Origin of the sequence: Corynebacterium felinum (assembly GCF_030408755.1) — a bacterium.
Classification (GTDB): Bacteria; Actinomycetota; Actinomycetes; order Mycobacteriales; family Mycobacteriaceae; genus Corynebacterium; species Corynebacterium felinum.
This window is the reverse complement of sequence record NZ_CP047209.1, coordinates 247,300-270,233: the sequence shown is the minus strand read 5'-3', so window position 1 is coordinate 270,233 and position 22,934 is coordinate 247,300. Positions and strand designations below refer to the sequence as shown.

General features: G+C 53.5%; 20 protein-coding genes. 9 read left to right on the top strand and 11 right to left on the bottom strand.

What is annotated here, in order from left to right:
• Positions 1-46 precede the first annotated feature (46 nt).
• A complete protein-coding gene (locus CFELI_RS01195; RefSeq protein WP_277103659.1) occupies positions 47-1,540 on the bottom strand; it encodes a succinic semialdehyde dehydrogenase in 1,494 nt (497 codons plus the stop codon).
• A gap of 87 nt (positions 1,541-1,627) precedes the next feature.
• Between CFELI_RS01195 and CFELI_RS01190 the strand changes: the two genes are divergently transcribed.
• Positions 1,628-2,380 carry an SDR family oxidoreductase gene (locus CFELI_RS01190; RefSeq protein ID WP_277103660.1) on the top strand — a complete coding sequence of 251 codons (753 nt, stop codon included), beginning with the start codon at positions 1,628-1,630 and terminating at the stop codon, positions 2,378-2,380.
• On the opposite strand, the gene mshA is transcribed toward CFELI_RS01190, so the two are convergent.
• On the bottom strand, positions 2,381-3,655 hold the full coding sequence (mshA, locus tag CFELI_RS01185; protein WP_277103661.1) for a D-inositol-3-phosphate glycosyltransferase: 1,275 nt from the start codon (positions 3,653-3,655) through the stop codon (positions 2,381-2,383). It abuts the gene before it with no gap.
• Between the two features lie 363 nt (positions 3,656-4,018).
• On the opposite strand from mshA, the gene CFELI_RS01180 reads away from it, so the two are divergent.
• Together CFELI_RS01180 and CFELI_RS01175 are read left to right on the top strand one after the other, a co-directional pair.
• Entirely contained in the window at positions 4,019-5,905 is a 1,887-nt protein-coding gene (locus CFELI_RS01180) for a YhgE/Pip family protein (RefSeq protein WP_277103662.1), read from the top strand.
• A gap of 228 nt (positions 5,906-6,133) precedes the next feature.
• The gene (locus tag CFELI_RS01175; protein WP_277103663.1) at positions 6,134-7,837 is read left to right on the top strand and encodes a long-chain-fatty-acid--CoA ligase; all 1,704 of its coding nucleotides are present in this window, start codon (positions 6,134-6,136) and stop codon (positions 7,835-7,837) included.
• A 348-nt stretch (positions 7,838-8,185) separates the two neighbouring features.
• On the opposite strand, the gene CFELI_RS01170 is transcribed toward CFELI_RS01175, so the two are convergent.
• Positions 8,186-9,313 carry a UDP-N-acetylmuramate dehydrogenase gene (locus CFELI_RS01170; RefSeq protein ID WP_277103664.1) on the bottom strand — a complete coding sequence of 376 codons (1,128 nt, stop codon included), beginning with the start codon at positions 9,311-9,313 and terminating at the stop codon, positions 8,186-8,188.
• Positions 9,314-9,343: 30 nt separating this feature from the next.
• Here CFELI_RS01170 and CFELI_RS01165 point away from each other — a divergent pair, with 30 nt between their 5' ends.
• The 5 genes from CFELI_RS01165 to CFELI_RS01145 all read left to right on the top strand — a co-directional run bounded on the left by CFELI_RS01165 (position 9,344) and on the right by CFELI_RS01145 (position 14,486).
• Entirely contained in the window at positions 9,344-9,847 is a 504-nt protein-coding gene (locus tag CFELI_RS01165) for a DUF2505 domain-containing protein (RefSeq protein ID WP_277103665.1), read from the top strand.
• A 28-nt stretch (positions 9,848-9,875) separates the two neighbouring features.
• Positions 9,876-10,676 (top strand): class I SAM-dependent methyltransferase, encoded by an 801-nt coding sequence (locus tag CFELI_RS01160; RefSeq protein WP_277103666.1) that lies wholly within the window; start codon positions 9,876-9,878, stop codon positions 10,674-10,676.
• Between the two features lie 332 nt (positions 10,677-11,008).
• On the top strand, positions 11,009-11,644 hold the full coding sequence (locus tag CFELI_RS01155) for a DUF3558 domain-containing protein (RefSeq protein WP_277103667.1): 636 nt from the start codon (positions 11,009-11,011) through the stop codon (positions 11,642-11,644).
• Positions 11,641-13,404: a hypothetical protein gene (locus tag CFELI_RS01150; protein WP_290259176.1), complete on the top strand. Its 1,764-nt coding sequence runs from the start codon at positions 11,641-11,643 to the stop codon at positions 13,402-13,404. Before CFELI_RS01155 ends, CFELI_RS01150 begins: the two co-directional genes overlap by 4 nt.
• Before the next feature lie 272 nt (positions 13,405-13,676).
• Positions 13,677-14,486, top strand: a complete 810-nt coding sequence (locus tag CFELI_RS01145; RefSeq protein WP_277103153.1) for an LmeA family phospholipid-binding protein — start codon at positions 13,677-13,679, stop codon at positions 14,484-14,486.
• A gap of 4 nt (positions 14,487-14,490) precedes the next feature.
• On the opposite strand, the gene CFELI_RS01140 is transcribed toward CFELI_RS01145, so the two are convergent.
• The 8 genes from CFELI_RS01140 to CFELI_RS01105 all read right to left on the bottom strand — a co-directional run bounded on the left by CFELI_RS01140 (position 14,491) and on the right by CFELI_RS01105 (position 21,017).
• The gene (locus CFELI_RS01140) at positions 14,491-15,006 is read right to left on the bottom strand and encodes a hypothetical protein (protein ID WP_277103154.1); all 516 of its coding nucleotides are present in this window, start codon (positions 15,004-15,006) and stop codon (positions 14,491-14,493) included.
• Entirely contained in the window at positions 15,006-15,305 is a 300-nt protein-coding gene (locus CFELI_RS01135) for a DUF2516 family protein (protein ID WP_374724755.1), read from the bottom strand. The genes CFELI_RS01140 and CFELI_RS01135 overlap by 1 nt, the downstream gene beginning before the upstream one ends.
• Before the next feature lie 31 nt (positions 15,306-15,336).
• Entirely contained in the window at positions 15,337-16,629 is a 1,293-nt protein-coding gene (locus CFELI_RS01130; RefSeq protein ID WP_277103156.1) for a DUF445 domain-containing protein, read from the bottom strand.
• Positions 16,630-16,695: 66 nt separating this feature from the next.
• Positions 16,696-16,827: a hypothetical protein gene (locus tag CFELI_RS01125; RefSeq protein ID WP_277103157.1), complete on the bottom strand. Its 132-nt coding sequence runs from the start codon at positions 16,825-16,827 to the stop codon at positions 16,696-16,698.
• A 134-nt stretch (positions 16,828-16,961) separates the two neighbouring features.
• Positions 16,962-17,312, bottom strand: a complete 351-nt coding sequence (locus tag CFELI_RS01120) for a hypothetical protein (protein ID WP_277103158.1) — start codon at positions 17,310-17,312, stop codon at positions 16,962-16,964.
• 148 nt (positions 17,313-17,460) lie between these two features.
• Complete coding sequence (locus tag CFELI_RS01115) at positions 17,461-18,210, bottom strand: succinate dehydrogenase/fumarate reductase iron-sulfur subunit (protein WP_277103159.1); 750 nt, start codon at positions 18,208-18,210, stop codon at positions 17,461-17,463.
• Positions 18,210-20,225, bottom strand: a complete 2,016-nt coding sequence (locus CFELI_RS01110) for a fumarate reductase/succinate dehydrogenase flavoprotein subunit (RefSeq protein ID WP_277103160.1) — start codon at positions 20,223-20,225, stop codon at positions 18,210-18,212. Before CFELI_RS01110 ends, CFELI_RS01115 begins: the two co-directional genes overlap by 1 nt.
• A 30-nt stretch (positions 20,226-20,255) precedes the next feature.
• Positions 20,256-21,017 carry a succinate dehydrogenase cytochrome b subunit gene (locus CFELI_RS01105; protein WP_277103161.1) on the bottom strand — a complete coding sequence of 254 codons (762 nt, stop codon included), beginning with the start codon at positions 21,015-21,017 and terminating at the stop codon, positions 20,256-20,258.
• Between the two features lie 492 nt (positions 21,018-21,509).
• On the opposite strand from CFELI_RS01105, the gene ramB reads away from it, so the two are divergent.
• Positions 21,510-22,931, top strand: coding sequence for an acetate metabolism transcriptional regulator RamB (ramB, locus tag CFELI_RS01100; RefSeq protein ID WP_277103162.1), 1,422 nt, complete (start codon positions 21,510-21,512; stop codon positions 22,929-22,931).
• The last annotated feature ends 3 nt before the right edge of the window (positions 22,932-22,934 follow it).

Below are 22,934 nucleotides of genomic sequence, written 5' to 3'. Positions count from 1 at the left end.
CTACATTCACGAAAGCACCGTGCATTCACATATCCTCACCCCCGCACTAAAGCACGCGCTTACCCCAGCGCAGGACGGTACTTAACACCTGCGCATAGGTGTGTTTATCCATCCCCTTGGGGCCAGATACAGGGACAAGACGCTGCTGCGCAATAGTGCGCGCTTGCGTATATTTCAACAACCCATAATCGGAATGCCTACGACCAAGACCGGAAGATTTCCACCCGCCCATCGGCGCATCAACGGAACCAAAAGCGGCCGCAAATCCTTCATTAATATTCACCGTTCCCGCCTCAACCTGCTGCGCCAACTCCCACCCACGACGCGGGCTGGCAAAAATTGACGCGTTAAGACCATACTCGGAATCATTCGCCTTTGCCAGCGCCTGGTCTTCATCATCCACAGTTTCGATATAGACAACCGGGCCAAACACTTCTTCCCGATACATGTGCGCATCTTCAGGAACATCCACTAACACGATGGGTGCAACAAACGCCGGCCCTAGATCTGGCCTGCGCCCACCTGTGAGCATACGTGCCCCTTTGCGCACAGCATCGTCAACAAAATCCATCACCCTGTCTGCATGCTCCGCAGAAATGAGCGAACCAATATTTTCTTCCCAGCCTCCGCCGCCAATAGTCAGCGCCTCGACCGCCTGAACTAGCTTTTCCGTGTAGCGCTGCGCCACAGCGCGATGGACAAAAATACGCTCCACACTCACGCACAATTGCCCGCTATTGGAAAAGCATCCGTCGATCGTGCCCCGTACTGCCCGATCAATATCGGCATCACGGGCAATAATCATGGGGTTTTTCCCGCCCAGTTCCGCCGAGTACCCAATGAGCCGTTCACCTGCTTGTGTTCCAAGAATACGCCCCGTTTTTGTTGAACCTGTAAACATCAGATAATCAGAATTGTGCACAATTGTTTGCCCAACGACATCTGCATGCCCAGTAAGGATCGTGTACAAACCTTCGGGTAGCCCGGCTTCGCGGGCAATCTTTTCCGATTCAATTGCGCTCAATGGAGTTTTGGGGTCCGGTTTCACGATCACCGCATTGCCGGCCAGCAACGCAGGAATAGCATCCGACAAAGTCAACGTCAGCGGGTAATTCCATGGTGCAATAATCCCCACCACACCAATCGGTGCGTGATCCACACGCGTTTTGGTCAGCACGGGCAAAGCACCTTTAGCCCTGCTTCGGCTTAAAAGTTTCGGTGCCTTCTTTCCATAATGACGTGCAGTCACTACCACATCGAGGATCTCATCAAAAGCACTTGCCCGATTCTTTCCCGTTTCCGATTGAATAATATCCACAATCTCAGCCTGCTTTGCCAACACCAGATCATGCAGGCGCATAACAATTTTCACCCGCTGCTCTACCGGCGTGCGTGCCCACTGGCGCTGCGCACGGCGAGCGTGCGCAAACGCATCCATCACCTGCTGGCGCGAAAGCGCTGGCAGGTGAGCAATAATCTGCCCAGTGCGAGGATTTTCAACGGCAATTGTGTCAGTGCTACGTTCGTCAATAGTTGTCATGCCCACTAGCCTAGCGAACTTCGCTGCCAAAAAATCACACAACTTTCCACCCCTCCCAAGCACAGCTGTTGAACCTACAGTAGAACCATGCCTTCTATTTTTATTACTGGTGCAGCGAAAGGTATCGGCAAAGCCGTCGCCGAAAAATTCCTCCACGAAGGATGGACCGTCGGAGCCTACGATCTCGCTGAAATACCCTATAGCCACCCACGCCTTATCAGCGGATTTCTCGACGTCACAGATCCAAACTCCTGGGAGCAGGCTCTCGCCCATTTTGCTTCTCAGACCAACGGCAGCATCGATGTGGTTGATAACAACGCGGGAATCCTCATCCCCGGCGATATCCACACACTAGACCCCCACGACATTGCACGACAGATTACGGTCAATTGCACCGGCATTAGCCTCGGCGCACATGCGGCGCATAAATACCTCGCACCCGGCGCGACGTTGGTCACTATGGGTTCAGCATCGGCGATTTATGGGCAGCCGGGAATTGCAGTGTATTCGGCGACGAAGTTTTTTGTCACAGGCTTCACTGAGGCGTTGAATCTTGAGTGGCGAAAAAAGAAAATTCGGGTGATTTCGCTTCAGCCCTTGTGGGTCAAAACCTCACTAGCCGAAGTGGATACTGCCAGTGTGAGACGGCTGGGTGTGCGCATTTCTCCAGAAACGATTGCCGATACGCTCTACCGCGCTGTGCATCCGCGTAACCGGTGGCAGGCTGGAAAGATCCACTATGGGGTTTCTATTACAGATAAACTTTTCTTTTGTGCCCGCAGGATTGCGCCGATCCGCCTTGCCCGTCTGGTTACGCGGATTGTGAGTAGTGAGTGGTAGTTAGTGGTTGTCGTTGCCCATGGCGAATCGCTTCGGACACTCGGGGATTTCGGTGCTGAGTACTTCCGCATAAATTTCCGCGAGTGTCGATGCGGAGGATTGCCATGAAAAATTTGATGCGTGAACCACGGCGTCTTCTGCCATGCGCATGCGTGTGGCGTCGTCGTCAAGCAATTGCGTCAGCGCATCTGCCCAATCGGCAGGATCGTGACCGTCGACGAGTACGCCTGTTTCACCTTCGGCGACTGCGATGGGAAGACCACCCACGCGGGCGGCAACCACGGGGGTTCCGGACGCTTGCGCTTCCATGGCAACAAGCCCGAAAGATTCGTTATAGCTCGGAACTGCCACGATATCGGCAGCTTGGTAGATTGTGACAAGCTCTTGCGGGGGACGCGGATCAAGGAAACGCACGCGATGTGCAACACCCAGTTCGTGAGCGAGGTTTTTGTAGTTTTCCAATCGTGCGCTCGCCCCTGATGCCCCGCCACAAATAATGACATTGAGATTACGATCAGGGTCTCGCGCCAGCATTTCCGCAGCTGCCTTGATCAAAACCTGGGGGCCTTTAAATTCTTGGAGACGACCGACGAACGCAACAACTTTGGCATGCATGGGGATGCCTAGATGGCGTCGCGCCAGTTCTGTGTTCTTCGTGGTACCTGGGGTAAAAAGTTCCGTGTCGGTGCCAGGGGACATGACTCGAATGCGATCAGGTTCAGCATCATAATGCCGAACAAGATCGTTCGTTTCTTCGAGCGTGTTCACCACTAAAACTTGGGCATTATCAACCAGCTGCTGCTCGCAGATGCGCCGCGCCTCAGACTCTGGGGTGTCTGTAGCGGCGCGGTGATGATTTTTCACCGCGGCAAGCGTGTGCGCGGTATGGACTAGTGGAACTTCCCAAATGTCACGCAGCAACCACCCGACTTGTCCCGAAAGCCAGTAATGCGTGTGAATGAGGTCGTAATCAACCCCGAAACATTTCACGAATTGAACAATACCGCCGGCAAAAGCTGCCAGTTGCGTCGGAAGCTCTTCTTTTGTCAGCCCTTCGTAGGGGCCGGCAACAATGTTGATAACCCGCAGGTTATCGCCAATTTCTACTACTTCCCCTTGGCTTGGGCGTGTAGCGCGGGTGAAAATGTCCACTTCAACGCCTTGCCGTGCAAGGTGGGTGGCTACGTTTAATACGTAGACATTCATACCTCCTGCGTCGCCAATGCCAGGTTGCATGAGTGGGGATGTGTGCATAGAAATCATTGCGATACGCATAATTCTGTAGTTTAGCTGGTGCGTGTGCTTAAAAAGTGTTGGCGTGGTGCGCGCATTGTGGATACAGTGATTTCCTTGTTTTCTTCATCACGCATGCAGCCACTGTGCCCCTCGTTGCAGATAGGGGTAATTTTGTGCACGTTTTCGCCCGGCGGCGACTAGGCGGATCGGCGGTCGCTTAGAAAGTAATTCTTAACAGGTCACGCCATTAATCCCGCGTCGATAGCACGTGCGCGTTCGGTGTTTTTGTGGCGAATTTTACTCGCGTAAGTCTAGCCCCATGGGCCTTTTAGCTTTTCGATACAAACGCAGCTGCGCCATAATGATTCGGTTAAATTTCACTCATTGTGCCGGAGGCTTTTCATGAACGAAGGAACTGACTGTTCATCTCACCTTTCCGCTAGTCGGAGTTTTAGCTGGAAACGCTTAACCGCGATTATCTTCCTCTTGTTTCCCATGATCGTTTCTGTTGTCTACATGTGGGCAATGTGGGATCCAGGCAAGAGTTTGCGCTCTGTCAATCTCGCCCTCGTCAACAACGATGCGGGTGTGATGCGTGATGGCAAGGTTGAGCGCCATGCGGACAAGGTTGTGGAGGGTCTTTTAAGCCGCGACTACCTTTCGTTCAAGGAAGTGGATGCAGCGACGGCTCAAGCAGGTTTGGATAAGGGAGATTTCCTTTTCACTGTGACGCTACCTGAGACGTTCTCGGAAAACCTCACCTCGGTGCTCAGTGAAAAACCAACAACTCCTGAAGTTATTATTTCCTACAACGACTTCAATGGCACGAACGGTTCGGTGCTCACCGGTGGCCTCGTCCCTCGACTGCAGCAAGCAGTGTCGTCCTCGATTTCTGAAACGTATGCCACCAAGATTATCGACGGCATGAATAACCTTGGTGGCGGTATTAGTCGCGCGGCTGATGGTTCGCTGAAGCTTGCCGACGGCGCTGGCCGGTTGAAGGACGGGCTCGCCCAAGCCAACTCCGGCGCCACCCAACTTTCTGAAGGCACCGCGAAGCTTTCCTCCGGCACCCAGCAGCTCGCTGATGGCGCTGCCCGTCTCGCTCAAGGCACGGCACGTCTTGGTGATGGTGCGGCTCAAATCGACGAGGGTGTTGGCAAACTTACCGATACACTGATTCCGGTTCTGACCACCGCCCAAAATGCCGCCCCACAGCTTCAGGGCATTGCTGATGGTTTGCGTGCCGCTGGGCTTGTCACTGAGGCAAACCGCATCGCCGATCTTGCCAATAAATTCGATGCCAGCAACCCAAATAACCAGGTGGAGCAGTTAAAGAAGCTGAAAAATGGCACTGCGACGATGCGACATATGCTCAGTGATCCGAACAGTGAGTACTACGGCGGTGTGCTGAAGCTCAAAGACGGTATCGAGCGTGCAAACGAAGGCGCTGGCAAGCTCAATGACGGTGCCGGAAAGCTCTCCGCTGGTACGCAGAAGCTTCATGATGGTTCCGTGACCATCAAGGATGGCCTCGATCAGCTTCATGAAAAGTTGGCCGCGGGTGCTGCGAAGGCGCCCAATGCTGCCGATGTTGGTGCCTCCGCTAAGCAGGTCGCCGTACCAATTGCGTACAAGGAAAATAACGCAAACCCTGTTCAGACCATCATCGATATCAAGGACCCGACAGAAAAGCAGCTGTCGAGTGGTGCGTCGATGCTTATCATCATGGTCTTTGGTTTCCTCTTGATGGCGATGATCGCTATTTTGGTTCCACACGTGTTTGGCACAGATCGCCGCACCGCTTTTGTTGGGCCAACATTGAAGTCTTTCGCAGGTCTTGTCGTGACAGGCTCGATCATTGTGTCCGTTCTGGCTGCCAGCGCCCATGTTGCCGACTGGGCACCGAAGTCATGGCCAGCGATTGCCCTTGCCTTCGCCGTGATGGTCAGCGCAGCTTCCGCCTGCAATCAGATGTTGCGTGCACTGTTTGGTCGTTTCACTGGTGGCATTGCGATCTTGGCATTATTCTCCTTCGGGCTATTCTCCTTTGGCGGTGTATGGCCGCTTGCTACCGTTCCGAAGCCATTCCAGCTCATTCACCCGTTCTCCCCGATGAGCTATGCTCGTGAAGCTTTTGTTTCCGCAACCCGGGGCGATCTCGGTAGCTCCTATGTTGGTGCGGTGATCGTTCTCGCACTATTTACGGTAATTCCGCTGGCTATTACCTTGATGGTGCGAAATGCGAGGGTGAAAAAGATCCGCCAGCTCAGTGGAGCTTTAGCGTAAATTTTCCCTTCACAAAAGGCGCCGTGATTTCTTCCCATGGCGCCTTTTTTCTCTGCACTTAACAGTGATACGGGTGAAATTTTTCTCACAGTGCAGACAAAGTTTTCACTCCGCTAATGAGGAAACCCTCATATTTTGATGTATGCTCTATGCTGATATCGCAAACCTACCTTACCGTAGGATAGTGATGCTCATACTCTTCATATAACGAGATTGGACGCAACAACGATGTCTGCATACGAGACCAAAGCTTGGCTGGATTACTACGGTGAATGGACACCACACAGCCTGGATTACGAAGACACCACTCTTCTTGATCTCTACGACAACAATTTGGCCATCAATGCAGAAAAGCCTGCCACTTATTTCTTCGGCCGTTCTTTAACCTACGGCGATCTGGATAAGCAGGTTCGTTCTGCTGCCGCAGGCCTGCGTGCTCTTGGTGTTCGCCAGGGCGATCGGGTGGCTATTGTTCTTCCGAACTGCCCACAGCATGTGGCAGCGTATTTCGCAGTGTTGAAGCTCGGTGCGACTGTGGTTGAGCATAATCCGCTGTACACCGCGCATGAGTTGGAGCATCCTTTTAACGATCACGGTGCCCGCGTTGCGATTGTGTGGGACAAGGCTTGTGCGACGTTGGAGAAACTGCGCCACACCACTCCGCTGGAAACGATCGTCTCGGTCAATATGATTGACGCAATGCCGAAGCTGCAGCGTTTTGCCTTGAAGCTTCCAATCCCCGCCATTGCGAAGAAGCGTGAGCAGCTACATGCGGCCGCACCGAACACCATCCCGTGGGAAGTCCTGACAGGTCCTGCATTGGGTGGCAATGGTGACGATGTTGTTTCCGAAACTGCGGTAACGAAGGATTCCGTTGCCGTTATCCTTTACACCTCAGGAACAACGGGTGCACCGAAGGGTGCACAGTTGACGCACGGCAGCCTGTTTGCCAACTTGCTGCAGGGTAAGGCGTGGGTTCCAGGCTTGGGCGATCAGGATGAGCGCATGCTTGCGGCGTTGCCTTTCTTCCACGCATATGGTTTGACTATTATTCTCAACCTCGCTGTCTATGTCGGCGCAGAAATGGTGCTGTTGCCTGCACCGCAGATCCCGTTGGTTATGCAGATCATGAAGAAGCACACCCCCACTTGGGTTCCTGGTGTTCCTACTTTGTATCAAAAGATCGTTGAGGCTGCAGACCGTGATGGTATTTCGATTTCCGGTATCCGCAACTCGTTCTCCGGCGCTTCGACCCTTCCGGTTGCCACTGTTGAGCAGTGGGAAAAGCTCACCGGCGGACTATTGGTTGAGGGCTATGGTTTGACCGAAACTTCGCCGATTATTGTGGGCAATCCAATGAATACCAACCGTCGCCCTGGCTACGTCGGTATTCCTTTCCCTGATACCGAGGTGCGCATCGCTAATCCAGACAACTTGGATGAAACTGTTCCGGACGGAACCGAGGGTGAAGTTTTGGTTCGCGGACCACAGGTGTTTGCTGGGTATCTGAATAACCCTGAAGCGACCGCGGCAAGTTTCCATAAGGGCTGGTACCGCACTGGTGATGTTGGTGTGATGGAAGAAGATGGTTTCATCCGTCTGGTTGCCCGCATTAAAGAAGTGATTATCACTGGTGGCTTCAATGTTTATCCACTTGAGGTTGAAGAAGTGTTGCTGGAGCATCCCGATGTCACCGATTGTGCGGTTGTTGGCCTGCCACGTGACGACGGTTCCGAATCTGTGGTTGCCGCCATCACCTTAGGCCCTGGTGCCGCTCTCGACCCTGAAGGTTTGAAGACATTCTGCCGTGAGCGTCTTACTCGCTACAAGGTTCCACGGACGTTCTTCCACTTTGAAGAAATGCCACGGGATCAAATGGGCAAGATCCGTCGCCGTGAGGTGCAAGAACAGCTTCTAGAAAAGCGCGCATAACCTACACCCTCAAGAAAAGAGCACTTTCACCAGTGCTCTTTTCTTTTTGTCCCTGTCTCGAATGCCCCGCACACATACATGAGCACCGTGTCTACTAGCTGGGCTAATCATAAGACACAAGGCTATGTACTGCGTGATTTCAAATCTGTCCAATTTCCGGATTCATTAGCTCAGCAAAAAGAACTCGCATGCATCCGTTGCACGAGTGGAAGCTACTGGCCACTCGTGTGGATGATGAAATATCACTGATCGTGCGTGCGCAAAAGTGCTTTTCCCTGCCCCTCAACGCATCTTAGCCCTGCTTTCACAAAGGCATGAACGCAGGGCTGAAAGATATCTCATGGAGTTTTAGTCGATGCTGACGCCGATCCACACCGGTTCAGGGTGGAGGCGAACCCCAAATTTTTGTTCGACTCCATCGCGAATTTCTTGTGCCAGCGCCACGAGATCCTGCGTTGTCGCATTACCTCGATTCGTCAGTGCAAGCGTGTGCTTTGTTGATAACCGTGCCGCCCCTTCGTGCGGGTAGCCCTTGCTAAAACCAGCGCGGTCGATAAGCCAGGCGGCGGATAATTTGCGCTGATCCCCCACGTCAAAACATGGCATCCGACGAGCGGTGTCGTCGTCGAAGGTTGTTCGCACGAGCGCGCGCACTGTCTCTGCTTGTTCAGCTGAGACTATGGGGTTGGTGAAGAAGGACCCGGCAGACCACGTATCGTGATCATTTTCGTCATACACCATGCCCTTCATCCCCCTGAGCTGCAGTACCGCTTCGCGCACGGTGCGCGGATTTGTGCGAGCTTCAGCCTCCGATTGTGGAAGGTTTAAGCTGCGCGCAAGTTCACCGAAGCGAATCGGCGCTGATAATCCGTCGGTGTAAAGTTGCAGGCGAATAGCCAAGACGACGGCGCGGGCGGTGAACTTCAAGTTTGAGTAGCGGTACGCTAACTCCAGATCTGCGGCAGCAACCCACTCGCGTTTGCCGCTGTCGCGGTGGTACAGCTCAACTTCGGTGAGAAGATCAGAAATTTCCACACCGTATGCGCCCACGTTTTGTACAGGTGTTGCCCCCGCTGATCCGGGGATCCCTGACAGACACTCCAGCCCGCCTAATCCTTGCTCGACGCAGAGATCCACGACATGATCCCAGACAGCGCCGGCTTCCACTTCGACTAGTCCGGTGGTGGTGTCAATCGCGATTGCGTCGCATTCGAGCACGACGGCAACGACGGGAAGTTCCCCGTCTGCTACCACGAGGTTTGATCCACCGCCGACGATGATGAGGGGGATGTTGTGAGCGTCGAGAAGCGTGACGACGTCGACCACGGCGCGAGTTGTCGCGCACCGAATTGTCGCAGCTGGGGTTCCACCTAGATGCAAGGTGGTTAATTGAGCGAAACTTGTGTGATCGATAGTCACACCATCTAAGCTGGTGAAATTTGATCGCACGAGGGCATCAAGGGTGTCTAAAGGCATACTCACCTTCTTCAGGGTAGTCTGTATACCATGACTACGCGTAGCGAAAACACTGTAACTATCAATCAGCCTGCATCAAAAGTGCATGCCGCTTTGACGAACGCTGATTACTGGGCGCATATTGCTGCCACTCTTTCTCCTGAACCAGGTGAGGTTCACGAGTTTAGCCTTACCGACGGCGGCGCAGAGGTCGTACTCTACGAAGTACTCCCGCTCGATATCTTGCCTGAAGCTGTTCGCGCAATGATTTCGCAGGCACTGAAGGTGAAGCGAGTCGTCACTGTCGGCGCACTGGATGGCGAGTCCGCTTCCTTGTCCTACACTGCTGATGTGAAGGGCACCCCTGTTGATTTCAAGGGCGATATCGCGCTTTCCGGCGCTGGTGATTCCACTTCCCTTTCCTACTCTAACGAAGTGAGTGTCAACATTCCGTTCATGGGTCCTGCGATCGAGCCAAAGGTCGCTGATGCTCTGGGCGAGCTGTTCGCTAATGAGGCAGCCCTGACCGACGCGTGGATCGCGGCAAACCTTTAAAAAATTTTCCCATTTTTGGTGTTTTTCCATGGCATATCACGGGCATAACAAACGCGCTGATTTCACTAAAAACACCACCAAACCCATCGGTGTGATCACACGTGGCACTACAGGCTTTAACCGGCTGCGCCGCTGCGACCGGTGGGTTTTTCATAACCCTGAGCTCCAAGCAGCTTTTCGCCTGGGGAAGCCTTTAGCCATTGATGTGGGCTACGGGGAAAGCTACACCACGACCTGCGAGTGGGCTCGTTTCTTACGGAAGATGAACCCCCGGTTTGAGGTTGTTGGGCTTGAAATTGATCCCGAACGAGTACTTCCACCCCGCGATGGTGTGCGCTTTGAACTCGGCGGTTTTGAGCTTGCAGGCTATACACCGCAGCTTGTTCGAGCATTCAATGTGTTGCGCCAATACGATGTGGACCAAGTGTGGGATGCGTGGGATCTTGTCCGCTCGAAGATCGCTGATGATGGCTATTTTGTTGAAGGCACTTGCGATGAAATTGGCCGCCGTGCCACATGGGTCTTGCTTGATAAAAACGGGCCGCGCTCGTTAACTCTTGCATGGAATCCGTGGGAGCTGGACAAACCCTCTGATATTGCGGAGCGCCTGCCGAAAATCTTGATTCACAACAATATTCCCGGCCATAAAATTTATGATTTCCTCCAGGCCGCGGATGATTGCTGGGCTAGGGCTAGTGGTTTTGAAGCATTTGGCCCTAGGGTTCGCTGGCAAGAGGCTAAGCAGATGTTGCGTCACGAGTTCGCGATCGATCGTGGGGGACTTGTTCGTGATAATCGGGTGACTATTGCATGGGATGAGGTTTACTAACTCATCCGAATCCGCAGAAACGTCTGCCTGTGCTTTTTCTTGACACTCAGCCGGATGCTTTTCGTAGAAAACTGCTACTACACAGTAGTTGCTGCACTATTTTTATCCCCTCACCAGCAGGGGCTTTCGGCCACATGTGAAATCTGTACCTATTTTGCTGTGGCAGCACAGTCAAAGTAAACATTGGTGAAGCTGTGGAAGATTGTTCACTATTTTCAGCGGGGCAAATGGTCGCAGTTTTCCCTCTGATAGGGGGAACACACACGCCCATTGTGCAGTGTTTATATATTGGGGCACAGAACTACCCCAAGCACAACCCCACGGGAGGTTTAATGCGCACACGTATTCTCACAGCACTTGCCACCTGTTGCGCCGTGACACTTTCTGGTTGTACGCCACCACAGGACACCCAATCCGCGGACAGCACGACTACTGAAGAAACCTACCCCTTTGAAACGTGGGAGTCACCGCCCAAACCCAGCATGATCCCCCTGCCACCAAACAGGGAATACGTTGAGGCCTTCGACAAGTTTGACCCCAACAACACCCTGTACGATCTGTGCGACACCTTCACCCCAGAAGAACTCGCAGAGATCGGACTAGAAAAAATCTCGATGACGAGGAGGGACTCAACTCCGATGATTGATTGTGGCATGAGCGAGGTTCATACAACCGACGGCATCCATGGAGCCTTCAGTGTATCAACGCACTTTGCCCAGTATTCATTTCTTCGCGACCATGGGTTGATTATTGATGCGACGTTCCCCGGGATTGATGAGCGCATCTACTTCAGCAACCTGCCCAGGGAAGATGAAAATATACATTGTGATGCTGCCATCAGCACGAAACATGGTCGAATCAGCATCACCTTCGGACACACAGGTAGAGCCACACCAACGAAGGATGAGTTGTGTTGGAAGGCGTATGAAACCCTTGAAAAACTACGTACTAAAGGAGGATTCCAATGACCCTATTCATGGATAAACAACAAGTCACAGACAGCGTTCACACCCTTGAACAACTCAGCAAAGAGTCAAAATCTGCTGCTTTGTATTCCACTAAAAGCCCACTTAACGGAAGTTTTTCATCGGTGAGTGGTTTAGACCAGCTCGGGGAACAACACGGTCGGGTTCTTCATGGTGGGGCTGGGAGTGCTTTTGATATGCTCACAGCCTTTGAACGTCAGGTGAAATGGTTGGAAGAAAACCTCTATGCCAACTACTACTCACTTTCAGGCATGAACCGGTTTGCCACCGATGAGTTCGATCGCATCCTGGAAGAAACCGGAGTCCCAATGTTTCCCAGGGTCTATTTCCCTACCCGCCCTGACCTAGGATTCGAAGGATTCAACTTCCCACCACCAGTTGTGAATCAAGCAGCAAGCTTAGAACAACTTGCTTCAGCTCTTGCTTCCACCAACAACGCAGCAGCGATAGAAGCAGCAGATATTTGGGGGAGTTTGGCACGTGATGCCACTGCGATCAGTGACCGGTTAAACAGCGTGGCCAGTGAACTGATCGCAGCAAACAAAGGCACCCCCTTTGAAAAAGCAAACACCGCTATTACTACCATGGCGCAATCGGGCATGAACTTCGCTCAGAATGCTGCGCTGATGGCACAATCTACCACCGCGCTATCAGCAATCGCACCAGGGTTTGCCCCGCAGGTGACAGCAGCAGTTGCTAAAGTCAACGCACTCCGCGCCACCCAAGGAGGCATCGTTGTTGCCCAGCAAGCAGAACAACTTTTCCTCCAAGGCTTCCGTACAGCCCTTGCAACCGCAGCAACCGCAGCAATGCCTGTAACACGCCACCTGATGGAACCTGCACCCGCAGGCGCAGGCGGGGGAAGCACGAACGAAGCAACCAGCACAATCTCTACCACCAACTGGGTGCAGAATACCCAACAGGCGGCTAGAGAGCTTGACCTTGAACCTCACGAACTTGCTGAACGGGTGTTAGATCAGGTAGCAACCCAGCAATCCGCGCTAGGGCTTGATCCTGCAACTATTAACCCACTTAATGCCCATCAACACCCAGCCACACACAGTGGTGTTGGTAATGCTACTGGTTGGGGTGCAGGTGCAGGTGCAGGCTATGGTGGTGGTTCTTATGCTGGTGGCACTGCACAGTCACACATTGCCGGTGGAAACACGCAGCATCATAGGGTGTCGCATACGATGCCGCACCACGCTGGTAGCAACCATGTTGGAGGAACCAACACCACCACCGGCACCGGCACCGGTGGTGGCAGAGGCACAGGTACAGGTGCAGGTGGGTATGGTGCTGGTGTTGGTGGTTCTCATCGCCCGGGTGGCTCGCACACTGGTAGGGGACACAACCCAACCGGCTCTGGCGTCGGTTCCGGTTCGGGTTCGGGCTCTGGTTCGGGTGGTGGGTCCCATCGGGGTCACAGCCCCTACAACAACGGACAAGGCACAGGAAACAATTCCAATACTGGTGCTGGTACTGGTGGTGCTGGTGGTCGTGGATCAACGATGGCAGGCGGGGCACCCATGGGTGGTACTGGTGCTGGCGCTGGTGGTGGGCAGCAGGCGAATAATCGCAGGCGCACAACCAACCGGACACGACGCACAGCGGTTAAAGGAGTACTCCAACAAGCAGAACGCGATAAAAACCTCCTCGACCTTCTAGGCGAAGCACCCAAAGTAGTCCCCCGCGTCATCGGCGCAGACGTATTCAAACCACGCCACGAACGCGACAAATAACACCTATGGCGGTGGCATAAGTCCGCCACCGCCACCTCAACAACAACCCCAAAGGAACCGTCACCCCCTACCAATCTGAAAAACTCTCAGCGATGCTCCCCTCACACCACCGAAAAACCAACAAGGTATCTGACCACTTGGGGGTAATAAAGCCTGCACAACCAACCAATCACGGCTCCTCATCGTAAAAAACATCCATACGGACACACACGACATAGAAGCTGAAAGGAAAAGGTGGCGCGAAAAGAAGTTTTCCGCCAAACTGGGATGTTATGACAAAAGGTAAGTCGGCTCCGAAAATTCTCATTGGTATTGTCGTCATCCTCGTGGTGCTACTTTTCGCCGCAGAATTTGGCCTACGGTGGTTCCTCAAAAATCAAATCTCCGGCGCCCCTGAGGCTGGCGCCGAAAAAAGCACCGTATCCTTCGGTGCCACACCTGTTCTAACAGGAATCGTGCGTGGCGAAATCGGCTACCTCGAAATCGATGCCCCCGACACCGCCGCAATTGCCGCAGACGGCACTGTTACCGGACAGCCCAAAACCCATATGGTTATCGAAGGGCTTCCACTTTCACAGGATCCAGCAAGCAGAATCCGCACCATGTCGATCGAGACAACCCTCAGCGACGATTTCCTCCTTGCCCAAATCCAAAACGGTTTAAAAGAATCCCAGCCGCAAATCGAAACCGCTAATCCAGACGATTTCGCAGGACTAGCAAGTCAATTCCTCTCCAACTTGATCAAGGTATCTGATTTCAATTCACACGCCGATCGCAACTCCTTCGACGTAGAGTTCAACAACGGAGCAGCAACACTGACATTCCAACCAAAGCTTGTCAACGGATCATTAAACTTCGAAGCAACAAAAGCAAACCTCCTCGGTTTTGACCTGCCCGAAACTGTTTCACAAGCAATCACCGAAGCACTCAGCGGCGGTTTCGACGAATTCTCCCAACAAGGACTAACTGTTCGTGGCGCCACCGTCGTCGACGGCGGACTACAACTGAAAATGTACGGCGAAAACGTCCCACTCGAAGCCATGAATGAGCTCAACACCACCCCAACTACGCCAACCAAATAAACACTTACAAGCCCGTGCGCAGCCACACAACGGCGCGCTCGGGCTTTTCCATGCCAATCCCCACCACAGGCAATTCTTCCGCCAAAATCGCATCACTGGCCGGATCCGACTCACTCACGCTCGACATCAACGCATCCACACCACACGTGCGGGCCAGTCGCGCACAGGACCGCATGCGGTCGACGTCGATAAGCTCAGCATCAAAAACCACAACGAGCGTCGTAGGATACGCCACAGCCTCACGAATAGTCACAAGCTCCAGCATCAGCGCATGATCATCACCCAACACCGCATGCGGAGCCGGAACCACAACAACAAGCTCCGCACCCTGACTCACCGCCAGCCGCGCCTCAGAAGCCTTCACAAGAGCGTGATGCTGCCCTGTCGGAAAACCCACAACAGTAGCACACCCGAAGCCTGCCACCTCAACCCAGTTCGCAGGAACACACACGGGTGTCGAAAGAGCACGCACCTGCTGAGCATCAACGCACCTGCCCAGCGCAGTTGAATAAATCTTCATTACCAGCCGTAATTGCCGTTAAGAATATTCCTGATCTGCGGACGCACATCAAACCAGTACAAACCGATCATCACAATGCCGATCCACGAAAGGAAATACACATTCAAACTCACCGCAATAGCCGAACCAATCAAGATCGCCACCCACACCAACTTCGGCTTACGGTCAGCCGCATCAAACGCATCATCGCGGGTCATCAGCGCTGTGATCGCACCAGCAACACCAAAAACTGCAATTGCGAGATACAACACCAAAACCGCCAACCTAAAAATAGACAGTGGATCAATAGCATCTAGCATCATGGTAGAAAATCCTTCACTCGCAAGTACATTAACCAAACAATAGATGAGAAACCGAGTAAATGACCAGTCCTGCCAACGCACCCACAACAGTGCCATTGACCCGGATGTACTGCAAATCTTTACCAACCATCAGCTCAATCTTCTCGCTTGCTTCGTTCGCATCCCAACGCTCAATCGTCTCAGAAATAATGCTCGTCACCTCATCAGCATAATTATCCGCTAAAAACGCAGCCCAACCCGTAATACGCTGATCGAGCTTGTCACGCATCTGCTCATCCGAATTAAGCCGCGAACCCCACTGCATGCACAACTCAACGATCTTCACACGAAGCATCGATGAAGGATCCTCACAAGCCGCAACAATATTTGCACGCGCCGACTTCCACAGCATACCTGCAGCATCATGAACAGGCTTCGACGCCATCACATCAGCCTTGAAATCCTCAACCTTCGCGATCATCACCGGATCATGCTGCAAATCATGCGCAAACTTCACAAAGAAATTCCGGATAGCCTGTCGCGCCTCATGATTCTTATCCGCACACACAGACTCCGTCCACGTAATCAACTCGCGGTACACCTTATCGCCAACAAGCTCATTAATGAACTTCGGCGCCCACGAAGGGGCACGCTCATCCAGCAAGCGCACAATAAACGCTTCACTAGACAAAGCCTTCTTATGCCCCCACTCAATCAACTGATCAACAATAGGCTCCACATGACCACCGTCGATGAGCTGATCTAAAATTCGGCCCACAGGAGGCGCCCACTCAGGCTGGGCGAGCTTATCGACAAGCTGATGGCGAATCAATGCCTCCGCATCCTGCGGATCAAGCGCCTGAATCGCATTGGAAGCAAGCTTACCAACCTCACGCGACACTTTCTTAGCATTTTCTTCCACAACCAACCACTGAGCAATCTTCTCAGGAACCTGAGCTTGAGAAACCTTCTCAGTAATCAGCTCAGCATTAAGAAAATTCTCCCCCACGAAACCACTTAACGCCTCCCCCACCTGATCCTTCTTACGGCGAATAATCGCCGTATGCGGAATCTTTAAACCCAACGGATAGCGAAACAACGCCGTAACAGCGAACCAGTCCGCTAAACCACCAACCATGCCAGCTTCAGAGGCCGCGCGAACAAACCCCACCCACGTTGCATCTGGGTCTACATAAGTTTCATACCACCGGCAGGCCAAAAAAATAACGGCTGCAAAAATAAGCAGCCCAGTAGCAAGGCTTTTATATTTTCGTAATTCTTTACGGCGGAAAGCTTCCATTTCTGGAGACGGACCAGGAACCGCTAAACGAGTAGGAGTCATTCTTCTATTATTGCCGAAAACCACAGTCACAGCACTGCGCAAACACGAGATCTGACATCGTGAAAACTACACCTCGACCCCAACAACAGGCATACGCTCTTCCTGCCACAACTGCCACGCCAACTGACCCAGCTGGATCGCCGAAATAAAAGTGATCACACTAATCAAGATGAGGATAATGACTGTAGATTTTTTCACGAACACAACCTAAAAACTTTCAGGCACAACGCAAAGTAGGCCCGAAAGAACTGATCACCTTCAAGTGACCAATCCTTGCGAGCCTACGATGCTGGAGATGCCTTAGGGATACTAAGGGCTACACAGCTGAGCCGTTAGTTAATACGGCCAGTTTCTGCGCGGTATTGACGGTAGTAGCGGCGACCATAATGGATCAGACCGAAACCACCGACCAAGCACACAGCTGCCACAACGAGACCGAGAATCAGGTACAAGGACGCCGATTCTTGGGTTTCGTAAATGTGGGTAGCTGCGCCGAAAATAATCATGCCGAAGCCAGCAAGCGAGGTCAGCACAAGACCCATACCCACCCAAGTGCTGGTGCGCTGCAGGGAGGAATGCGGTGCCATGAGGCTGACGGGATCGTAGCCTTCGATGTAGTGCATACGGCTGGATTCTTGGCCGTCGAATACTGGATATTCAGCTACGTGCTTCTCAGCGGACATTAAAATGCCTTTCTACTGGGCTTTTCAAGTTTAATTAGTGCCCCTCAGCAGGGGTTTAAGCTATTACCGCCAGTGTAGCAATTCTCCACCAGTTGGAAAATTCTGCTCACTGGCGATAATTCCCTTTTCGGGGGTACATGAACTTGTTTTAAGCGTCCTTGCCGGTGAAGAACGCGCGAGCACGTTCCTTGTTGATAGCCGCAACAGCAGTCAACGGGATGCCTGCAGGGCACACATCCGCACACTCACCGTAGAGAGAGCAGTGACCGAAGTTGGTCTCCAACTCATCGACCATCTTCCGGGCGCGACGTCCACGCTCTTCCTTACCCATAGGCATCAGGGAAAGGTGAACCAGCTTAGCACCAGTGAACAGGTGCGCTGCGCCGTTCGGGCACGCTGCCACACAAGCACCACAGCCGATGCAGGCTGCGTGATCCAGTGCAAGTTCAGCCGTCTGGTGGTTCATGTGCAGGGTATCAGCATCAGGTGCAGTACCCGCGTTAACAGTAACGTAGCCACCTTGCTGCATCACGCGGTCAAGGGCAGAACGATCGACGATCATGTCCTTGATCACTGGGAAAGCAGCAGAGCGGAAAGGCTCAATCTTCAAGGTGGTGCCGTCTGCGACGTTGAGCAGACGCTGCTGGCACGCAGGCTTGTTCTGCTCAAGGCCGTGTGGACGTCCGTTCACGAGCAAACCACAGGTACCACAGATACCCTCGCGGCAGTCGGAGGCGAACATGTAAGGCTCTTCGCCGCGCTCAACCATGCCGGAGTTGACGTGGTCGAGCAATTCCAGGATGGACATCTGAGGGACAGCATCCTCGACGGTCACAGACTCGAAGCGGCCCTCGTGATTTGGTCCGGCCTGGCGCCAGATTTCAAGATGCAGTTTCATTACTTGTAATTCCTTGTCATCAGAGGGATAGCTTCGAATACGAGTGGTTCAGCGTGGCGGATGAATTCGCCTTCTTGTGCACCAGGCTCCCATGCAGAAACGAAGCACCAGTTTTCGTCGTCACGCTCAGCTTCACCTTCAGGGGAGAGGTGATCATCGCGGAAGTGTGCACCACAAGACTCATCGCGATCCAGTGCGTCAACGCACATCAGCTCGCCCAGATCGATGTAGTCAGCAACACGTGCTGCGTACTCAAGAACCTGGTTAAGTTCCTTATCGGTACCAGTCATACGCATATTTGCCCAGAAGTCCTTGCGCAGTGCACGGATTTCTTCAATACCCTGCTTCAGGCCTTCAATATCGCGGGCAACACCACAGTACTTGTACAGGATTTCACCGAGCTGGCGGTGGTAGTACTCAGGACCGTGAGGGTTATCGCCCTTGATGTTCATCAGCTTGTTGATGCGTGCCTGTGCACGGTCAAGAGCAACCTTCACCTCTGGTGCGTCCTCAGAGAGGCGCTCCTGGCCGAGGTAACCAGCGAGGAAGTTCGGGATGGTGAATGGCAGGGTGAACCAGCCATCCACGGATGCCGACAGGAGGGAGTTAGCACCCAGACGGTTTGCACCGTGGTAGGTCCAGGAGCACTCGCCTGCAGCGAACAGACCTGGGATGGAGGTCATTTCGTTGTAGTCGGTCCACAGGCCACCCATGGTGAAGTGGCAGGTTGGAGCAATGCGCATCGGAGTGGTGTAGGGGTCCTCACCAATTGCCTCTTCGTACATCTGGAAGAGGTTGGAGTAACGCTCCTTGATGGTTGCCTGCCCAAGACGCTCGATAGCGTCGCGGAAGTCCAGGTAAGAAGCGTTGTGCAGCGGACCAACACCCAGACCAGCATTGATCTGCTGGGAGATAGCGCGGGATGCAACGTCGCGAGGAACCAAGTTACCGAACGCTGGGTAACGGCGCTCCAGGAAGTAGTCACGCTCTTCCTCAGGGATGGTGTTGGGGTCACGATCATCGTTAGGCTTGATCGGGGACCAGACACGGCCGTCGTTACGCAAAGACTCAGACATCAGAATGGTCTTCGACTGCCACTCAGAGTTCACTGGCAAACCAGTTGGGTGGAACTGAATGAAGGACGGCGACGCGAAATAAGCGCCCGCCTCATAGGCACGCATGATAGCGCCAGCGTTAGAGTTCTTCGCCAAGGTGGACATGTGGTAAACGTTGCCGTAGCCACCGGTAGCAAGAATCACGGCGTGACCAGTGTGAGCGGTCAGCTCACCGGTGATCAGGTTACGCATGATCAAGCCTTCGCAGCGCTTCTGGCCGTCCTTCTCGGTGATGATCAGATCAACCATCTCGTTGTGGGTGAAGATTTCCACGGTGCCGAGGTGAATCTGACGCTGCAGGGAAGACGCGGTGGACAGCTGCAGCTGCTGACCGGTCTGACCACGGGTGTAGTAAGTACGAGAAACCTGCACACCACCGAAGGAACGGGTAGCAAGAGCGCCACCGTATTCGCGTGCGAACGGTGCACCAATTGCGTTCATGTGGTCGATAACGCGTACAGACTCGTACGCCAGACGCCAGCAGTCAGACTCGCGGCAACGGAAGTCGCCACCCTTCACGGTGTCCTTCACGTGGCGGTATGCGCCGTCGTTGTCGACCTTCTTGCCACGAGCGGAGTTCACGCCACCCTGCGCAGCAATAGAGTGCGCACGGCGAGGAGCGTCATGGTAGGTGAAAGCCTTAACGTCGTAGCCAAGCTCGCCGAGAGCGGCCGCAGCGGCACCACCGGACAGGCCGGTACCAACGACGAGAACGCGGAACTTACGACGGTTCAGCGGGGAAACCAGTTCCATGTGGTCCTTGTGATACTGCCACATGTCCTTGGTTGGGACGCCCTTGGGCTCATTAGCCTCCAGCACGGTGCCTGGAACAACACCAGGAACGATAGATACTGGGTGGTTGAACTCAGGGCGAGTTACGGTCTCAGAGTGAGTGCTCATATGTATTACCTTTTCGTCCTTTGAAAAGTCCTAGCCAACCAGGCCCAAGGCGATGGAAAGCGGGATCGAGATGTTGCCGATCATGACGGCTGCTGGGACCAGGTACGCGATAACCAGCAGGACCGCGCGGGTGCGCTTGCCGGTGATGCCGAGGTCGGAGACTGCCAGCCAAATGCCGTGGGACAGGTGCAGGAAGAGTACAACCATGGCGATAACGTAGAAGATCGTCACTGGCCAGCGAGAGAAGCTCGCAACCATGTTTGCGTACACTGCACCGTGCTCGAAGACATCGCTTGCTGCTGGCTGCACGCCAACGGTCAGATCCAGCACGTGGAAGACGATGAACGCAAGCAGCACAATGCCGGTGACCAGCATGGTCTTGGTGGTGAAGGAGTTCATACCACCAATGAGGTTGGTGCGACGGAACTTACCGCGGGACTGGTGAGAGCGCTTGGTCAGTGCGAACGCGCCGTAGATATGAAGCGCAATCGCTGCCAGCAGGACCAGACGGAAGATCCACACGAACCAGCCGTGTGGCACCAGTGGGTACAGAACTTCCTTCTGCAGCCAGTGTGCGTACACGTCAATTGGGTGGGTTCCGTCCTCATAGTGAGGAAGGAAAACTTTCAGGTTACCGACCATGTGGAACACGACGAAGCCTGCGAAGATGAGGCCGGTAATGGCCATCGTCAGTTTCAGAGCCCAGGTCGGGTACTTTGGCCGCTCACGCAGCGGCTTTTCAGTGATTTTGCCGTGAGCGATTGCGTCACGGTCGATGTTATTTACAGTCATGGCACCTCCAGTGTCGCCCTTACTTTATTAGGGTTTATGGTTGTTAAACCACTCACTTGGCCGCGACGTGATTCACCTCACATGGGCAAAAATGCCCTTCGACCTGCAATTTAGGATAGCCTGACCTTTGGCTGTTATTTTCAACTGGTTCACTCATGCCCATCAACAGCACTTTTAGTGGCGCGGGAAGTGACATAATGGCTTATCTCACAATTTTCTCAGCTTTCCACCCCCGCAGGAAATCCCACCCTTTTGGGATCAATCGAAATATTGATCCTTTCCCCCTTGTCTAATTGTCTACTGACGCTTTATCGAAACTTCATGAATGTAATTCAAATTTCTTCCAACTACCTGCGCAAAAGCTCAAAATGGGACTGGATCAGCTTTCACAAAGTTGTCAGCTCACGCTCGTTGTTCACAAAATTGTGTTAAAAACTTGCAAATGACCTCGCAAAAGTGACGGTAGTCACAAACGTAGGCTAAGATGCATGCATGGCGAAAACCTATGTTGGCTCCCGTTTGCGTCAGCTACGCAGGGAGAGAGACTTAAGCCAGGCCGCACTCGCACAGACCCTTGGCCTTTCTGCAAGCTACGTGAATCAAATCGAACATGACGTTCGCCCCCTCACGCTTCCTGTACTCAACCGCATTACGGAATCTTTTGGCGTTGACGCCACCTTTTTCTCACGCGACGATGACTCACGTCTTCTTGCAGAAATTCAAGATGTGATTTTGGACCAAGAGCTGTGCAAATCCCCTATCCCCCTGCACGACTTAGCAGACATGGTGCAAAATCATCCTGAGATTGCTCGCACCATGGTGGATATGCACCGGCGTTATCGCAACGTTCGCGACAAGCTTTCCGTGGCTACTGATGTGCGCCACACCGCCGCGCATCAGCCAGCCGTAGCGCAGGCTCTTTCGATGCCTCATGATGAGGTCCGCGATTTCTTTTACGCCCGCCAAAATTACCTCCATACCCTCGACATTGCTGCGGAGACAATCGCGCAGGAGCTTTCTGTATCGACCTTCGCTATTCGCAACACTGAAGAGGCGTTGTCGCAGCGTTTGACCAACCGGCACAATATTTCAGTCTCAACCGGTGCTGAAATCGGCAATAAGCTGCATCATCTTGATACTTCGACGGGCACGTTGACTCTATCGTCACGCTTGGTTGCCGGCCAGCGCGCCTTCCGCATGTCCGCTGAACTGGGCTATTTAGAAGCGGGCGAGATCATGCATGAGCTCGTCGACGCCCACCACTTCACCACCGAAGAAGCACGCATGCTTGCCTTACGTGGCGTCGCATCGTATTTCGCCGCCGCACTTATGCTCCCCTACCGCCTTTTCCACCAGGAAGCTGAGCGCAGTGGCTACGATATCGAGTATTTATGCCAAATGTTCGGGGTGGGATATGAAACGTTGTGCCACCGGCTCTCGACCCTGCAGCGACCAAAGCTTCGCGGCATCCCCTTCACTTTCGTTCGTGTCGACCGTGCTGGAAATATGAGCAAACGCCAGTCCGCCACGGGCTTTCATTTCACTCATTCTGGCGGTACCTGCCCCTTGTGGAATGTGTATGAAACTTTCGCCAATCCTGGCACTATTATGCGCCAGCTTGCTCAAATGCCTGATGGTCGCAACTATTTGTGGATCGCTCGAACCGTCAAGCACCACCAAGGTCGCTTTGGCGAAACCGGCAAACTCTTTGCCATTGGCCTTGGCTGCGACGCGCGCCATGCCGACCGCACGGTCTATGCCACTGGTTTTGACCTGCGGGATTTCTCCTCCGCTGTCCCGATCGGTGCAGGTTGTCGGGTATGCACCCGGGAAAACTGTGCGCAACGAGCCTTCCCCGCTATCAATCGGACGATTACTGTCGATCCGCACAGCTCAAACGTGGCACCGTACTAAATG

What these genes read in the sequence shown, in the direction of transcription:
- CFELI_RS01195 (WP_277103659.1), bottom strand. Translation starts at nt 1,540, where the DNA reads ATGACAACTATTGACGAACGTAGCACTGACACAATTGCCGTTGAAAAT.
- CFELI_RS01190 (WP_277103660.1), top strand. Translation starts at nt 1,628, where the DNA reads ATGCCTTCTATTTTTATTACTGGTGCAGCGAAAGGTATCGGCAAAGCC.
- mshA (WP_277103661.1), bottom strand. Translation starts at nt 3,655, where the DNA reads ATGCGTATCGCAATGATTTCTATGCACACATCCCCACTCATGCAACCT.
- CFELI_RS01180 (WP_277103662.1), top strand. Translation starts at nt 4,019, where the DNA reads ATGAACGAAGGAACTGACTGTTCATCTCACCTTTCCGCTAGTCGGAGT.
- CFELI_RS01175 (WP_277103663.1), top strand. Translation starts at nt 6,134, where the DNA reads ATGTCTGCATACGAGACCAAAGCTTGGCTGGATTACTACGGTGAATGG.
- CFELI_RS01170 (WP_277103664.1), bottom strand. Translation starts at nt 9,313, where the DNA reads ATGCCTTTAGACACCCTTGATGCCCTCGTGCGATCAAATTTCACCAGC.
- CFELI_RS01165 (WP_277103665.1), top strand. Translation starts at nt 9,344, where the DNA reads ATGACTACGCGTAGCGAAAACACTGTAACTATCAATCAGCCTGCATCA.
- CFELI_RS01160 (WP_277103666.1), top strand. Translation starts at nt 9,876, where the DNA reads ATGGCATATCACGGGCATAACAAACGCGCTGATTTCACTAAAAACACC.
- CFELI_RS01155 (WP_277103667.1), top strand. Translation starts at nt 11,009, where the DNA reads ATGCGCACACGTATTCTCACAGCACTTGCCACCTGTTGCGCCGTGACA.
- CFELI_RS01150 (WP_290259176.1), top strand. Translation starts at nt 11,641, where the DNA reads ATGACCCTATTCATGGATAAACAACAAGTCACAGACAGCGTTCACACC.
- CFELI_RS01145 (WP_277103153.1), top strand. Translation starts at nt 13,677, where the DNA reads ATGACAAAAGGTAAGTCGGCTCCGAAAATTCTCATTGGTATTGTCGTC.
- CFELI_RS01140 (WP_277103154.1), bottom strand. Translation starts at nt 15,006, where the DNA reads ATGAAGATTTATTCAACTGCGCTGGGCAGGTGCGTTGATGCTCAGCAG.
- CFELI_RS01135 (WP_374724755.1), bottom strand. Translation starts at nt 15,305, where the DNA reads ATGCTAGATGCTATTGATCCACTGTCTATTTTTAGGTTGGCGGTTTTG.
- CFELI_RS01130 (WP_277103156.1), bottom strand. Translation starts at nt 16,629, where the DNA reads ATGACTCCTACTCGTTTAGCGGTTCCTGGTCCGTCTCCAGAAATGGAA.
- CFELI_RS01120 (WP_277103158.1), bottom strand. Translation starts at nt 17,312, where the DNA reads ATGTCCGCTGAGAAGCACGTAGCTGAATATCCAGTATTCGACGGCCAA.
- CFELI_RS01115 (WP_277103159.1), bottom strand. Translation starts at nt 18,210, where the DNA reads ATGAAACTGCATCTTGAAATCTGGCGCCAGGCCGGACCAAATCACGAG.
- CFELI_RS01110 (WP_277103160.1), bottom strand. Translation starts at nt 20,225, where the DNA reads ATGAGCACTCACTCTGAGACCGTAACTCGCCCTGAGTTCAACCACCCA.
- CFELI_RS01105 (WP_277103161.1), bottom strand. Translation starts at nt 21,017, where the DNA reads ATGACTGTAAATAACATCGACCGTGACGCAATCGCTCACGGCAAAATC.
- ramB (WP_277103162.1), top strand. Translation starts at nt 21,510, where the DNA reads ATGGCGAAAACCTATGTTGGCTCCCGTTTGCGTCAGCTACGCAGGGAG.